This is a genomic window from Microbacterium sp. (assembly GCF_003248605.1).
Taxonomy (GTDB): domain Bacteria; phylum Actinomycetota; class Actinomycetes; order Actinomycetales; family Microbacteriaceae; genus Microbacterium.
Genome location: NZ_QFPF01000065.1, coordinates 1 through 14,048, shown reverse-complemented (window position 1 = coordinate 14,048; position 14,048 = coordinate 1). Strand labels below are relative to the sequence as shown.

The window sequence follows — 14,048 nt, the reverse complement described above, 5'->3', positions numbered from 1 at the left end:
ATGCAGCCGGGCGAGCTGTAGCCGGGAGGCCGCAGCCACAGCCGCGGAGCAGCTGCCGCACGGGGCCGCAGCCGCAGGGCCGCCGCTCTTAGGCGGCGGGGGTGGGCGTCGGCGGGTGCAGCGCCTGCTGCACGAGCTGCTGGATGAACGCGAAGTCCGGCTCCTCCGGGTCGACGCCACCCTCGGGCGTGAGCTCGATCGTGGTGATCGGCAGCTCGCGCGTCTTGAGAGCCAGCTCGGCGAAGTAGGGCAGCATCGACTGCGGCAGATCGGTCTCGACGATGTTCTGACCGGCGGCCGCGACGTCCTGGAACCGGGTCAGCACGTTGGCGGGCGTGAACTGGCGCAGAATCGCCTCCTGCAGCTCGCGCTGGCGCTTCATGCGGTCCCAGTCGCTCGTGGTGTACCGCGACCGCGCGTACCACTGCGCCGTGTCGCCGTCCATCACCTGCGTGCCGGGCTCGATCCACCCGATCGCCCAGTCCTCGGCGGGCTGACCCGGGTAGCTCGGGCCGCCGCCCTCGGGCAGGCGCTGCTCGACGGTGATCTCCACGCCCCCGAGCGCGTCGATCATCGTGGCGAAGCCATTCATGTCGACAAGCACGAAGTACGGGATGTCGATCCCGAGCAGACCGGCTGCGGCATCCTTCACCGCCTCGATACCGGGCTCCGAGCCCGTGGCGGCGGCGTCGGGGTACAGCGCCTCGCCATCGCGCAGCACGTTCACCTCGGTGAAGATCTCGTTCATCGCGCAGTGCGCGGTGCTGCACTCCGCTCCCCCGTACCCGTTCGGGAACAGGTCGTTCATCGGCCCCTCGGAGAAGGGCACTCCGACCATGTCGCGCGGAATGCCGGTGATCGTCGCAGCACCCGTGTCGGCGTTGATCGACACGACCGAGATGCTGTCGGGCCGCATCGAGTCGCGACCCTCGCCGCTGTCGGCCCCCAGCAGAAGGATGTTGTAGTACCCGTCCGAGGGCGGAACACTCGGTCCACCGACGCCGAAGATCGATCCGATGGTGTCGCGAGCGGTGCCCACCACCGTCGAGGCGTAGGCCGCGCCGCCCGAGAAGACCAACAGCAGCGCCGTCGCCGCCGCCGTCACCGCGATCCGCGCCCCGGGACGCAGGCGCACGAGCCGGACGAGTCGCAGGGTGTCGACCGTGAGCACGACCCACAGGGCGGCGTAGACGATCAGCACCGCCTGCACGATGAGCAGGGCGAACGGGTTGGTCACGATCGTGAACACGACGCTGCGCCACACCAGCGCCGCGACGGCCGCGAGGAGGACGAGGGTCCACATGGTCAGCGTCGCGACGAGGCCGAGGCGGCCGAGACGTCGGCCGCCCGCGAGCACCTGCGCGGAGCCCGGCACGAGCACGTTCATGCCGACCAGCCACCACGCCCTCCGGCGCATCGCATCGGGCGAGCGCGAGTCCGGGTAGCGCAGCGGCAGCTGGTTGACGACGGGCGGTGCAGAGTATGCGGCGCGCGGGCGCGCGGTGGCGGATGCTGTCGTCACAGCGCGTCCTTCAGCCGCCGGTTCTTCTCCTCGACCTGCGCCTCCAGCTCGCGCGCATAGGCCTCGAGGCGGTCGGCGATCGCGGGGTCGCCAGAACCGAGGATGCGCGCCGCGAGCAGGCCGGCGTTCTTCGCCCCGCCGATCGAGACGGTCGCGACGGGGATCCCCGCGGGCATCTGCACGATCGACAGCAACGAGTCCATGCCGTCGAGGGTCGCGAGCGGCACCGGCACGCCGATGACGGGCAGGGGCGTGATCGAGGCGAGCATGCCGGGCAGGTGGGCGGCTCCCCCGGCCCCCGCGATGATCACCCGCAGACCACGCGCACGGGCCTCACGCCCGTAGCGGTGCAGCTTGTCGGGGGTGCGGTGGGCCGAGACGACCTCGACCTCGTGGGGGATCAGGAAGTCCGACAGCGCCTGCGAGGCGTCGCTCATGACGCGCCAGTCGGAGTCGGAGCCCATGACGACGCCGACCAGGGGCGCGTCGGACGAATGCAGCGGCCGGGTCACCGGTCCAGGGTAGGGCCCGGAGCTTGGGGAAAGCCGGTGCGGCGCGCGACTCAGGCGAAGTGGGCGGCGACGGCGCGCGCGTCGTAGCAGACGTCGTCGAGGTCGACACCCGTCGCCGTGACGTGCCCGACCTTGCGCCCGGGCCTCGGGTCCTTGCCGTAGGTGTGCACCTTGACGCCGGTGTGCGCGGCGAGCGCGGCCGGCATGCGCTGCGCAAGTCCCCCCTCGGCGGGCCCGCCGAGGATGTTGACCATCACAGCCCAGGGCTGACGTGTCGCAGTCGCGCCCAGGGGCAGATCGAGCACCGCCCGAAGGTGCTGCTCGAACTGGCTCGTGATCGACCCGTCCTGCGACCAGTGGCCGCTGTTGTGCGGGCGCATGGCCAACTCGTTGACGAGCACGCGGTCATCGTCGGTCTCGAACAGCTCGACCGCCAGCATCCCGGTCACGCCCAGACCCTCGGCGATGCCCTCGCCGATCTCGCGGGCGACCTCGGCCAGGCGCGCCGCCGCGTGCGGCGCGGGCGCGATGACCTCGGCGCACACGCCGTCACGCTGCACGGTCTCGACCACCGGGTAGGCGAGCATCTCACCCGACGGGGTGCGCGCGATCTGCTGCGCGAGCTCGCGACGGAACGACACCAGCTCTTCGACCAGCAGGTCACCGCCGCGGGCGTCCTCAGCGAGGGTGGCGAACCAGTCGGCCGCCTCCTCGGCGTGCGAGATGACGCGCACACCCTTGCCGTCGTACCCGCCGCGCGGGGTCTTCACGACGGCACGGCCGCCGTGGTCGTCGAGAAAGCCCTGCAGTTGCGCAACGTCCGACACGGCCGCCCAGTCGGGCTGCGGGATGCCGAGCTCGGCCAGGCGCGAGCGCATGACGAGCTTGTCCTGCGCGTACTGCAGCGCGTCGGGACCGGGATGCACGGCGACACCGGCCTCGATGAGGGCGCGAAGAACGGGCTGCGGCACGTGTTCGTGGTCGAAGGTGATGACGTCCACGTCTCTCGCGAAGGCGAGCACGGTGTCGGCGTCGCGATAATCGCCGACCGCCGATGCGGCGATGGCCGCCGACATCCCCTCGCCCTCGGCGAGCACACGGATGTCGATTCCGAGCTCGACCGCCGGCGCGATCATCATGCGGGCCAGCTGCCCGCCCCCGATCACTCCCACGCGCAACGACATGGTGCTCCCTTCGCCGTCATCCATCTTGGCATCCGTGCGACGCCCGCACGGGCCGTGTTCTAGAGGCTTGGTGCCGGTGGGCGCGGCGGGATCATGCCCTCGGGCAGGGAGCTCGTGCCCTGCGCATCGCGATGAGCCAGGATCTGGCTGACCTCAACCTGGTCGCCGAGGACCTCCTGCACCAGGACGACATCGGGGATGTCGTGCAGCCGCAGCGGCTGGTCGATGCCGTTGGTCAGGGTGATGGTGCCCGCGCCCCAGAGCCGCTGGAGGGGGCCGCGGCGCACGGCGATCGAGTAGCCGCGGGCGTGCGTGTACTCCCGGGCCTCGCGCGCGAACACGCCTGAACGCGCGATGACCCGGCGCGTCGTGATCGTGTAGATGCGGCTCGCCCAGCGGATCCAGGGCACGACCACGAGCAGCAGCACGACCAGTCCGGCGGCGCTCCATAGCATCCAGTCCTCGAACGGCGCGGGAAGGTTGCCGGTGAACCAGCCCGTCGCACCCGCCACGGCGATCAGGACGAGACCGCTCCAGCCCAGGCGCCGCGCGGAGCCGCGCGTGCGGGCGACGAGCCGCTCCGGCGCGGCGACGCCCGGCGGCGGCGCCGCGAGGCGGTTGCCGTAGGCGGTCGGCTGGGTCATGCGCCCATTCTGCCGCGCGGGGGATGCCGTACGGGGCATCCCACGCGGGCGGGCTCAGCCGCCGAAGGGGCGCACGTGCACGACGTCGCCGGCGACGACGGATGCCTCGCCCGTCGCCGAGCGCACCACCAGCTCGCCCGTGGGCCCGAGCCGCACCGCCTCGCCGACGAGTTCGCCGTCGCCGGGCAGCAGCACCCGCACACTCTGACCGAGGGTCGCGCAGAGGGCCTCGATCTCGCCGTGGACACCGGCGCGCGCGGCGTCCCCCCGTTCGCCGACGAGGGCCGAGCAGAGCTCGTCGAGCGCACGCAGATAGTCATCGAGCATCTCGTCGACGCGGCAGAGCGCGCCCAGGGCCGCGAACGAGGTGGCGGTGGAGACCGGCAGGGTGGCGGCATCCATCGTCGTGTTCACCCCGGCGCCCACGACGACGAGCCCGTCGACGCCGGCCACGGTCTCGGCGAGGATGCCGCAGATCTTGCGCCCGTCGACGAGCACGTCGTTGGGCCACTTCACCCGCACCGAGTGCGCCGCACCCAGCTGCGCGGCGACCGCGCGCGCCATCGCCGCGCCGGCCAGCAGGGGGATCCAGCCGCGCGACGCGGCGGGCAGCGCGCGCACGTCGACGACGGTCGACGCGGCGATCGCGGTGCCCGCCGGAGCGATCCAGTCGCGGCCGAGGCGGCCACGACCCGCCACCTGCTCGTCGGTGACCCAGAGCGAGAGGTGCGGCCACGCGGCCGCGTCGGCGGTGAGCGCGGCGACGAGGTCGGTGTTGGTCGACCCCGTCCGGGCGACGATCTGCAGGCGGGGCGCGCGGCGTGCGGTGCGCGCGAGATCCTCGGCGGCCAGGGTCATGGCCCCCACCCTACGCGCGGGCGCGGTGCGCTGTCCCGGGTGCGGGCCCGGGCCGCGGCGCTGTCCCAGGCGCGGTCCCGGGCCGCGGCGCTGTCCCGCGCGCGGCGCCGCACGAGGACTTCGGCCCCGCACGAGGACTTTCGGCGCGCGCGAGCCCTCGCGCGGCGCGGATCTCCTCCTCTCGCGCGCTGTCCCGGGTGCTGTCCCGGGCTCGGTCCCGGGCTCGGTCCCGGGCCGCGTCGCTGTCCCGCTCGCGGTCCCGGGCCGCGGGGCTGTCCCGCGCGCGGCGCCGCACGAGGACTTCGGCCCCGCGCGAGGACTTTCAGCGCGCGCGAGCCCTCGCGCGGCGCGGATCTCCTCCCCTCGCGCGCAATCTCCTCCCGTCGCGCGCGACGCGGCTCCTCCCCACCCGAGCTCTCGCCGCCGCACGCCCCAGATGCGACCGTGCAGGCGCATGCTTTGCACGCCACTCACGACGATGGGCGGATGTCGCTCCCCGCATTCCTCAGAGCCCGAGGCGGCTGGGCCCACCGCGTACACGCCGCCGACGCGGGTTGGACGCGCCATCGCATCGCGAAGGAGGTGGCGAGCGGGTCCGTCGCCGTGACCGCGCGGTTCTGGCTGCACCTGCCGTCGCTTGCGCCCGACCTGGTGCGCGCGATGCGTCTGGGCGGCCGCGTGACATGCGTTTCGGCTCTGCAGACGCTCGGCCTGTGGGTTCCGCATCGCGCGTCCGGGCAGCACCTCGCCGTCCACCCGCACAGCGGGCGCTCGGCGCCCGGCACAATTCTGCACCGACATGTGGGTCCCGTGACGGCTCCGCCACACTCGCTGATCGATCCGGTCGAGAACGTCCTCGCCCGCGTCGCGACCTGCCTGGCTCGTGCCGACGCGCGCGCGATCTGGGATTCGGCACTCAACCGCACGGTCGTCACGGCCGCGCATCTGCGCGCGGTCGCGTGGACCTCGAGCGTGGCCCGAGAGCTGGCGATGACAGCATCCGGAGCCCCCGATTCGGGACTCGAAAGCCTTACGATCCATCGGCTGGCGCTGCGCGGAGTCGTCGCGCTGCCGCAGGTGTCGATCCTCGGCCACCCCGTCGACCTGCTGATCGGGCGCAGCCTCGTCGTGCAGCTCGACGGCCTCGCCTTCCATCAGGCGGCAGATCGACGGCGCGACAATGCCCACGACCGGGCCCTGCGCCTCGCCGGATACACCGTGCTGCGCTATGACTACGTCGAGATACACGAGGAGTGGCCGCGGGTCGAGGCCGAGATCATGCGGGCGATGGCGCAGCGGTTGCACCTCGCCAGATGAGGACTGCAGCGCGACACGAGGTGTCCTTGCCCCGAAAAGTCCTCGCGCGGCGCCGAACTCCTCGCGTGGCGCGGCAGCAGCGCCCGGCGCGGCGGCAGGGCGCGGCGCGGCAGCAGCGCCCGGCGCGGCGGTGGTAGCCGCCCGGCGCGGAGGACTCGCGCGCGGCGCGGATCGACAGCGATGGATGCTGCGACTTGTGCACGTCCTCCAACCACGCGGCGCGGGGGGCCACGGATAGAGTGAAACGCGTGACTGACCAGCCCGACCTGTCCACCGCCGGCAAGATCGCGGATCTGCGCGCCCGCTACGACGAGGCCGTCGTCGCCGCCGAGCGCACGGCACGCGAGAAGCAGCACGCGAAGGGCAAGCTGACCGCCCGCGAACGGATCGACCTGCTCGTCGACAAGGGCAGCTTCGTCGAGATCGACGAGTACGTCCGCCACCGAACGACCGCCTTCGGGATGGATCGCTCGCGTCCCTACGGCGACTCCGTCGTCACCGGCACCGGCACGATCCACGGCCGCACCGTGGCCGTCTACGCGCAGGACTTCTCCACGTTCGGAGGCTCGCTCGGCGAGGTCGCGGGTGACAAGATCATCAAGATCATGGAGTTCGCCCTGCGCGGCGGCATGCCGGTGATCGGCATCCTCGACTCGGGAGGCGCCCGCATCCAGGAGGGGGTGGTCGCCCTCGGCAAGTACGGCGAGATCTTCCGCCTCAACACGGCCGCATCCGGTGTGATCCCGCAGATCTCGCTCATCATGGGCCCGGCCGCCGGCGGCGCGGTCTACTCCCCCGCCCTGACCGACTTCGTCGTGATGGTCGACAAGACCAGCCAGATGTTCGTCACCGGCCCCGACGTCATCAAGACCGTCACCGGCGAGGACGTCGGCATGGACGAGCTCGGCGGCGCGCACACCCACAACACCCGGTCGGGCGTGGCGCACTACCTCGCCGAGGACGAAGACGACGCGATCGACTACGTCCGCACCCTGCTCGGCTTCCTCCCCGACAACAACATGGCCGAGCTGCCCGCCTACGAGAGCGGCTTCGAGTTCGAGACGACCGACTCCGATCGTGTGCTCAACACGGTCATCCCCGACTCCCCCAACCAGCCCTATGACATCCACCAGGTCATCAGCCGGCTCGTCGACGACGGCGATTTCATCGAGGTGCAGCCGCTGTTCGCGCCCAACATCGTCATCGGCTTCGGCCGCATCGAGGGCCGCTCGGTGGGCATCATCGCCAACCAGCCCTCGCAGATGGCGGGCACGCTCAACATCGACGCCGGCGAGAAGGCGAGCCGCTTCGTGCGGTTCTGCGACGCGTTCTCCATCCCGATCCTGACGCTCGTCGACGTGCCGGGATACCTGCCCGGCACCGACCAGGAATGGACGGGTGTCATCCGGCGCGGCGCGAAGCTGCTCTACGCCTACGCCGAGGCCACCGTGCCGCTCGTGACCGTGATCCTGCGCAAGGCCTACGGCGGCGCCTACATCGTCATGGGCTCCAAGCAGCTGGGCGCCGACGTCAACCTCGCCTGGCCGACCGCCGAGATCGCCGTGATGGGCGGGCAGGGCGCCGTCAACATCCTCTACCGGGGCGAGATCAAGCGCGCCGAAGAGGCGGGCGAGGATGTCGCGGCCGTACGCACGCGTCTCGCCAACGAATACACCTACAACGTCGCATCGCCCTTCCTCGCAGCCGAGCGCGGGGAGCTGGACGGGATCATCGAGCCCGCGGCCACCCGCGTCGCCGTGGCCAAGGCCCTGCGGGCGCTGCGCAACAAGCGCGCGAGCCTGCCGCCCAAGAAGCACGGGAACATCCCGCTGTGAGCACTCCCGAGCACGGCGAGCGCGTCTCGGTGGACGTGCTGCGCGGCACACCGACCGAGGAGGAGCTCGCGGCGCTCATGGCGGTCGTCTCCGAAGCGTACGCGGGCGAGAGCGATGCCGCGGTCGCGGACGATCGGCCGGAGCGCTCGGCGTGGGCCCGCAGCGCACGGGGACTGCGCGCCCCGCTCGACCGCGGCGCCGTGTGGGGTCGCTTCGGGGGCTGAGGCTGCCGCATCCCGCCGTCGTCGCTGTCCCCCGAAGTACCTACAGACGGCCGCGGACGCCCCGTCGCATACTGGTATGGCGTGACACACTCATGCGTCAGGCCGCGCCACCCGTTCCGGGTCAGCGGCCATCCGCGGGAAGGTTTTCGGGTAACCGACCCGCTCACGGGGAGGGGCCAGGCTGCATCGCCGCCCCTCCCCGTTCTCACGTCCGCGGCGGCGCGCGTCAGCGACCCGGATGCCGGATCTCGCGCCAGAGGTCGACGGATTCCTCGCCGGTGTCCTCGACGACGAAGCGTCCGACGACCGTGACCGCCACCCGTTCGTCGGGCGAGGTGCGGATGATGATGCGGTTGGACGTCGAGCCGTTGAGCGCCTCGGCGAGCTCGGCCCGGATGATGGCGACATTGGCCTCGGGGATGCCCTCGAGTCCGCCCTCGTCGAAGACGCTGACCTGAGCACCGCGGCGCCGCGCGGCATCGATCGCCGCGCGCACGTCGTCGTCGAGCAGTCGCGGTCCGCGCAGCTCGTCGCGCAGTCTCGCCTCGGCGATGCCCGCCTCGCGGCGCTCCTCATCGGTCAGCGCGCCGTGCATGGCGATGACGCGCGCGAGGATGGGCCCACCGACGGCGAGCGCCCGCTGCAGCTGCACGCGCCGCTCGCGCTCGCGACCCTCCTGGGCCGCCTCCCACGCCGAGGTGACAGACTGCAGCTCGACCAGCTGATCCGCGTCGCGCTCGGCGCGGTCGATGAGCACGACCAGCAGATGTGCGATGCCGACCCACACGATCGAGCCCACGAGCCCCTGGCCGAAAGCCTCGAGCGGGCCGAGCCACACCATCGCGCCGACCGAGAGGAGAGCGGTGCCGATCCACGCGAGCCAGGTGCGCCGACGCACCATGACGACGACCGCGAGGGCGCCGAGCCCGCCGACGTACCACGTGCCGTAGGTGGCGGTGCGGGTGGTCGGATCGGCGACGGCGAGACCCGTCATCGTGGGGATGGTCGCGGCGACGACGAGCATGGATGCTGCAGCCCACGTCGGCATGGGTTCGCTCTGACGCTCACCTGTGGACCCCTGCGGAGGCACCGCGAAGATGCAGATCAGCGTGGCCGCGATGTACAGGGCGAGGGCGGCGATGAGCAGCCACGGCATGGTGGGCGGCGTCGTCCACAGGATGCCGCGCGCTGCCTGATAGGCCGCGAACGCGAGGGCGAGAGCGGAGAGGACGGCGCGGACGGTCATCTCAGGCCTCCTCCCACCGCAGGGTGACGGTCGTGCCGCGCGGGCCCGAGTCGATCGTCGCCGTGCCGTCGATCGCGGCGATGCGCGCGAGGATCGATGCGCTGATGCCCAGCCGGTCATCGGGAACCGCGTCGATGTCGAAGCCCGGGCCCGCATCACTCACGACGACCACGACCGCGGCCGCCGCGGCAGGCACTCCGTCGGGTCGGCCGACCCGCGCCTGAAGCCCGACGGCGTCGGCGTGCTGGACGGCGTTCGCGGCGGCCTGCGTCGCCGCGCGGATCATCGCCGCCGCCACCGACGCCGGGATGCGATGCGCCTCGGGTCCGTCATCGGCGATTCCCGGGGGTGTCTGCACGTCGACCTCGAGCCGCACACCCAGGTCTGCCATGGCCGCGCGGATTCCGCGCGCGAGGCCCTTCAGCGACATCGGCTTGAGCTCGATGCCGCCCGTGGGCGTGCTCGTGTCGGCGAGCCCCTCGAGCGCCTCGCGCGCCATCGAGACGGCGAGCGAGCGAGCCCGCGGGCTGTCGGCCCGCTCGGCGGCGATCAGGGCGGCGAGCACGCTGTCGTGCATGAGCGCCGAGACGGCCACGCGCTCCTCCTGCGCGGCCTGCGCCTCGGCCGCCTGGGCATAGCCCGAGACGGCGACCTGGCGCTCGCTGTCAACCCCCGACGCCATGCGTCGGAAGATCGTCGCGAGGGTCAGCAGCAACGAGCCCAGGATGAGCGAGTACGGCACCTCGAAGACCATCGACATCCAGAAGGCCGGCTCGAATCCCCCCTGGGCGAGGCGCACGACGCCGTAGAGCAGAGGCGTCCCGATCGTCCAGGCCAACTGCAGCGGCAGCGGAAACGCGATCACCGCCGCCATCGTGGCCACGTTGATGAGGAACCAGGGCCACGGCTCCGGAGTCGCGGTGGGCGTCGAGCCGGCGGTCAGAACCGGCCAGAGCGCCAGCAGGAGGATGAAGACGATCGCGAAGACGCCGGTGGCGACGCGCGCGGTGGTGCGGAAGAAGCACAGCACGCACATCGCCACGAGGGATCCGAAGATGACCACGAGCAGAGGGATCTCCCACTGCTCCTGCACCCCGGCGCTGTTGCTGAGCGCGATCAGGAATGCCTGGATCCCGAGGACGAAACAACCGACGCCCGCCGCGATCGCCGTGATGCGCTCGATGCGTCGGCGGGTGAACGTGCCCTGCGATGCGGCGACGAAGCGCCCCTGCGGGATGTGCCCCCACGCGCGGTCGAGATGGACCGCCGGCTGAGGCTCAGCCGACACCGGGTCCGTCTTCCGACGGCTGGGCGACGATTCCGTCCTCCATGGCGCGGCGCAGCAGGTCGACCTTGGTCGGCGCGGGACGCCCGACCTCGACGTACTTGACCCGCACGCGCGTGATGTTCTCTTTGGCGGTGGAGTAGGCCACGCCCAGCCGGTCGGCGACGACCTTCAGCGGCAGGCCCGCGGCATACAGGCGCAGCACCTCGCGCTCTCGCGCCGACAGCTGGGCGTCGGCGAAGGCCCGGTCACCGTCGACGGCACTGGCCCATTCGACGTTGTCGAGGCTCTCGCCCCGCGAGACCACCCGGATGGCGGCCATGACATCGCCGATGGGGTGGCTCTTGCTGACGACACCGGCGGCGCCCGCGAGCAGCGCCTCGCGCACGGCGGCGGGGCGGTCGGCGACGGAGTGGATGATGACGCTCGATCCGTCACCCACGAGGCGGGTGACGTTGCCGGTCACGGTCGTGCCATCGCCCAGGGTCAGATCGAGCACGACGACGTCCGCCGGGGCGGAGCGGGAGGTGTACCGCCAGTCGAGATACGCGCCGACCGTTGCTCCCGAGAAGACGAGATCGTGACCCTCGGTGCGGCTCGCGGCTTCGAGCCCGAGACGCACCGATTCGTGATCATCGATCAGCGCGACCCTCGTCATGTCACCAGACTAGCGATGAGCACCCTGTTTTCAGGGATTCCGCCCGCCTACGCGGCGCGTTCGAGCACGGCGACGGCCTCGAGATGATGCGAGTTCGGAAACAGGTCGAACGCGCGCAGCCCCGTGAGCGTGTAGCCGGCGGCGGCGAAGAGTCCGACATCCCGGGCCAGTGCCACCGGGTCGCACGCGACGTAGACGATCGAGCGGGGGCGCATCCGCCCGAGCGCGCCGACCACGCCCGCACCGGCACCCGCTCGCGGCGGGTCGAGCACGACGGTGGCGCCCGCCCAGCGCGCGCGCTCGACGGCGGTGGCCTCCGACAGCAGCTGCGCGAGGTAACGGTCCACCCTGGCCGTGACGGCGCGGAATCCCACCCACTCCGCGAGGTTCTCGCCGGCGTGGGCGGTCGCATCGGGCGCGGACTCGACCGACGTGATCCGCGTCGACGGGCCGCCGTACGCCCCGATCACCGCGGCGAAGAGTCCCACGCCGCCGTACAGGTCGAGGTTCGCGGCCGCGGGATCGAACTCCAGGGCCCCGAGGGCGGTCGCGACCGCCTCCGACAGTGTGTCGGCGGCGAGGCGGTGCACCTGCCAGAACCCGCCGGCGTCGACGCGGAACTCGCGGCCCGCGGCGCGCTCGACCAGCACCTCGCGCGCCTGCGTCGGCTCGGCGGGCGCCGCCGGGCGAGCCGGGCGTCGACGCCGATCGCCGCCTCGCCCCCGCGGAGCCGCACCGGATCGCGCTGGCTGCTTGGGGCGCGGGATCACCCGCACGCGCCCGTCGGCCGGCAGCACGAGATCGACGCGCCCGGCCGGCATCCCCGCCAGCGAGAGCGCGGCCTCGGCGAGCACAGGGTGCGCGAGCGGGTGGGAGGCGACGGGCACGACGCGGTGGCTGCGCGCCCCGAAGGGACCGATCGCGCCCGCCTCGTCCACGTGCAGGCTCAGCCGGGTGCGCCAGCCCGTGCCGTCCTCGCTCTCGGCGTCGCCCGCCGGCTCGACGGTCGCCTGAAGGGTCAGACCCGCGAACCGCCGCAGCGCGTCGGAGAGCACCTCCGCCTTCAACGCGCGCTGGCGAGCGAGGGCGATGTGACCGAAGTCCGCGCCACCCGGCCGCTGCTCGGGCGCGAGCGAGATGTCGGCCTCGGGCCAGACATGGGGGCGGCGATCGGGCGATGCGTCCTGAACCTCGAGAGTCTCGGCGCGCCAGAACGACTTCTTCGCTGCGGCGTCTCCGGCGTCCTCGACGCGCACGTGCACCCGCTCACCCGGGATCGCGTCGGGGACGAACACGACACGGCCCTCGTGACGGGCGACGAACACCCCGCCGTGCGCAACGCCGGTGACGTCCAGATCGAGGGTCACCGCGCGGTCTCGGGCCACAGCATCCATTTCTCGAGCATTCCACACGACGCCGATCGCTACCGTAGGGCGTATGCGTCTCTGCCTTGCCTCGACATCGCCCGCGCGACGGATGCTGCTGCGCCAGGCCGGAATCGAGCCCCTCATCATGCCCCCCGAGGTCGATGAGGAGGCCGTGATCGCCGCGGTCGAGAACGCCGAGGGACGGGTGCTGCCGCCGGACGAGCACGTGCTGCTGCTGGCTCGCCGCAAGGCCGCGGATGTCGCCGCCCGACTCACTCTGGAGGATCCGGGCTTCGACGGACTCGTCGTCGGGGGCGACTCGATGTTCGAGCTCGACGGAGCGGTGCTCGGCAAACCGCACACGGCGGAGAAGGCGATCGCGCGCTGGGCTGCGATGCGTGGACGCACGGGTGTGCTGCACTCGGGGCACTCGGTGTTCCGCATCGTGCCGGGTGCCGAGGCGCGCGAGGCGCACGCCGTGGCGGCGGCGAGCGTGACGTTCGCCGACGACATCACCGACGCCGAGGTGCACGCATACGTCGCGACGGGCGAGCCGCTGCACGTGGCCGGCGCCTTCACCGTCGACAGCCTCGGCGGCCCGTTCATCGCGCGGGTCGAGGGCGATCCCTCGACCGTCGTGGGGATGTCGCTGTCGACGACCCGCCGCCTCGTGCGCGAACTCGGCGTGGAGTGGACCTCGCTCTGGGCAACCTTGTAGGCGCTCGCCGACGTTTTTTGCGCGTTCTTGTCGAGAGTCGTCAAATCGAGCCGCGTGCGCGTCGGTAGGCTGGCAACCATGCCCGAAATCGGCAAGGTCCTCATCGCCAACCGCGGCGAGATCGCCGTCCGCATCATCCGTGCCACCCGCGACAGCGGTATCGGCTCGGTCGCCGTCTACGCCGACCAGGACAGAGATGCGCTGCACGCGCGACTCGCCGACGAGGCGTACGCGCTCGATGGGTCGACGAGCGCCGACACCTATCTCTCGATCGAGAAGATCCTCTCGGTGGCACGGCGCTCCGGTGCCGACGCGATCCACCCGGGCTATGGCTTCCTCGCCGAGAACGCCGCGTTCGCGCGCGCGGTGATCGACGCGGGCCTCGTCTGGATCGGCCCTTCGCCCTCGGCGATCGACGCGCTCGGAGACAAGGTCACGGCGCGTCACGTCGCCGAGAAGGTGGGCGCCCCGCTCGCCCCCGGAACGCCGGGCCCCGTGGATTCCGCCGACGAGGTCGTCGCCTTCGCGCGCGAGTTCGGCCTGCCGATCGCGATCAAGGCCGCCTACGGCGGCGGCGGCCGCGGCCTGAAGGTCGCCAGGACGGTCGAGGAGATCCCCGAGCTGTTCGAGTCCGCCACCCGCGAGGCGGTCACCGCCTTCGGCCGCGGCGAGTGCTTC

General features: G+C 72.1%; 14 protein-coding genes. 5 read left to right on the top strand and 9 right to left on the bottom strand.

Annotation, left to right across the window (positions count from 1 at the left end):
* Nucleotides 1–88: 88 nt before the first annotated feature.
* From DI573_RS09840 to DI573_RS09820, 5 genes are all read right to left on the bottom strand, one after another.
* Nucleotides 89–1,522: an LCP family protein gene (locus tag DI573_RS09840; RefSeq protein ID WP_292813451.1), complete on the bottom strand. Its 1,434-nt coding sequence runs from the start codon at nucleotides 1,520–1,522 to the stop codon at nucleotides 89–91.
* On the bottom strand, nucleotides 1,519–1,986 hold the full coding sequence (gene purE / locus DI573_RS09835; protein ID WP_292813456.1) for a 5-(carboxyamino)imidazole ribonucleotide mutase: 468 nt from the start codon (nucleotides 1,984–1,986) through the stop codon (nucleotides 1,519–1,521). Before purE ends, DI573_RS09840 begins: the two co-directional genes overlap by 4 nt.
* A gap of 98 nt (nucleotides 1,987–2,084) precedes the next feature.
* On the bottom strand, nucleotides 2,085–3,218 hold the full coding sequence (locus tag DI573_RS09830; protein WP_292813453.1) for a 5-(carboxyamino)imidazole ribonucleotide synthase: 1,134 nt from the start codon (nucleotides 3,216–3,218) through the stop codon (nucleotides 2,085–2,087).
* A 59-nt stretch (nucleotides 3,219–3,277) separates the two neighbouring features.
* A complete protein-coding gene (locus DI573_RS09825) occupies nucleotides 3,278–3,862 on the bottom strand; it encodes a PH domain-containing protein (RefSeq protein WP_292813448.1) in 585 nt (194 codons plus the stop codon).
* Between the two features lie 54 nt (nucleotides 3,863–3,916).
* Nucleotides 3,917–4,720 (bottom strand): biotin--[acetyl-CoA-carboxylase] ligase, encoded by an 804-nt coding sequence (locus tag DI573_RS09820; RefSeq protein WP_292813446.1) that lies wholly within the window; start codon nucleotides 4,718–4,720, stop codon nucleotides 3,917–3,919.
* 486 nt (nucleotides 4,721–5,206) lie between these two features.
* Here DI573_RS09820 and DI573_RS09815 point away from each other — a divergent pair, with 486 nt between their 5' ends.
* The 3 genes from DI573_RS09815 (at nucleotide 5,207) to DI573_RS09805 (ending at nucleotide 8,096) form a co-directional block, all read left to right on the top strand.
* Nucleotides 5,207–6,037: a DUF559 domain-containing protein gene (locus DI573_RS09815; RefSeq protein ID WP_292813443.1), complete on the top strand. Its 831-nt coding sequence runs from the start codon at nucleotides 5,207–5,209 to the stop codon at nucleotides 6,035–6,037.
* A gap of 239 nt (nucleotides 6,038–6,276) precedes the next feature.
* Nucleotides 6,277–7,872 (top strand): acyl-CoA carboxylase subunit beta, encoded by a 1,596-nt coding sequence (locus DI573_RS09810; protein ID WP_292813440.1) that lies wholly within the window; start codon nucleotides 6,277–6,279, stop codon nucleotides 7,870–7,872.
* Nucleotides 7,869–8,096 carry an acyl-CoA carboxylase subunit epsilon gene (locus DI573_RS09805; protein ID WP_292813438.1) on the top strand — a complete coding sequence of 76 codons (228 nt, stop codon included), beginning with the start codon at nucleotides 7,869–7,871 and terminating at the stop codon, nucleotides 8,094–8,096. The genes DI573_RS09810 and DI573_RS09805 overlap by 4 nt, the downstream gene beginning before the upstream one ends.
* Before the next feature lie 226 nt (nucleotides 8,097–8,322).
* On the opposite strand, the gene DI573_RS09800 is transcribed toward DI573_RS09805, so the two are convergent.
* The 4 genes from DI573_RS09800 to DI573_RS09785 are packed head-to-tail and all read right to left on the bottom strand — an operon-like array spanning nucleotide 8,323 to nucleotide 12,679.
* On the bottom strand, nucleotides 8,323–9,342 hold the full coding sequence (locus tag DI573_RS09800) for a hypothetical protein (protein ID WP_292813436.1): 1,020 nt from the start codon (nucleotides 9,340–9,342) through the stop codon (nucleotides 8,323–8,325).
* A 1-nt stretch (nucleotide 9,343) separates the two neighbouring features.
* Nucleotides 9,344–10,630, bottom strand: coding sequence for an ATP-binding protein (locus DI573_RS09795; RefSeq protein WP_292813433.1), 1,287 nt, complete (start codon nucleotides 10,628–10,630; stop codon nucleotides 9,344–9,346).
* A complete protein-coding gene (locus DI573_RS09790) occupies nucleotides 10,620–11,285 on the bottom strand; it encodes a response regulator transcription factor (protein WP_292813431.1) in 666 nt (221 codons plus the stop codon). The genes DI573_RS09795 and DI573_RS09790 overlap by 11 nt, the downstream gene beginning before the upstream one ends.
* A 47-nt stretch (nucleotides 11,286–11,332) precedes the next feature.
* On the bottom strand, nucleotides 11,333–12,679 hold the full coding sequence (locus tag DI573_RS09785) for a TRAM domain-containing protein (protein WP_292813428.1): 1,347 nt from the start codon (nucleotides 12,677–12,679) through the stop codon (nucleotides 11,333–11,335).
* 43 nt (nucleotides 12,680–12,722) lie between these two features.
* On the opposite strand from DI573_RS09785, the gene DI573_RS09780 reads away from it, so the two are divergent.
* Both DI573_RS09780 and DI573_RS09775 read left to right on the top strand, forming a co-directional pair.
* Nucleotides 12,723–13,370 (top strand): Maf family protein, encoded by a 648-nt coding sequence (locus DI573_RS09780; RefSeq protein ID WP_292813426.1) that lies wholly within the window; start codon nucleotides 12,723–12,725, stop codon nucleotides 13,368–13,370.
* A gap of 78 nt (nucleotides 13,371–13,448) precedes the next feature.
* Nucleotides 13,449–14,048 (top strand): biotin carboxylase N-terminal domain-containing protein (locus tag DI573_RS09775; protein ID WP_292813423.1); only part of this gene is annotated, 600 nt, incomplete at its 3' end.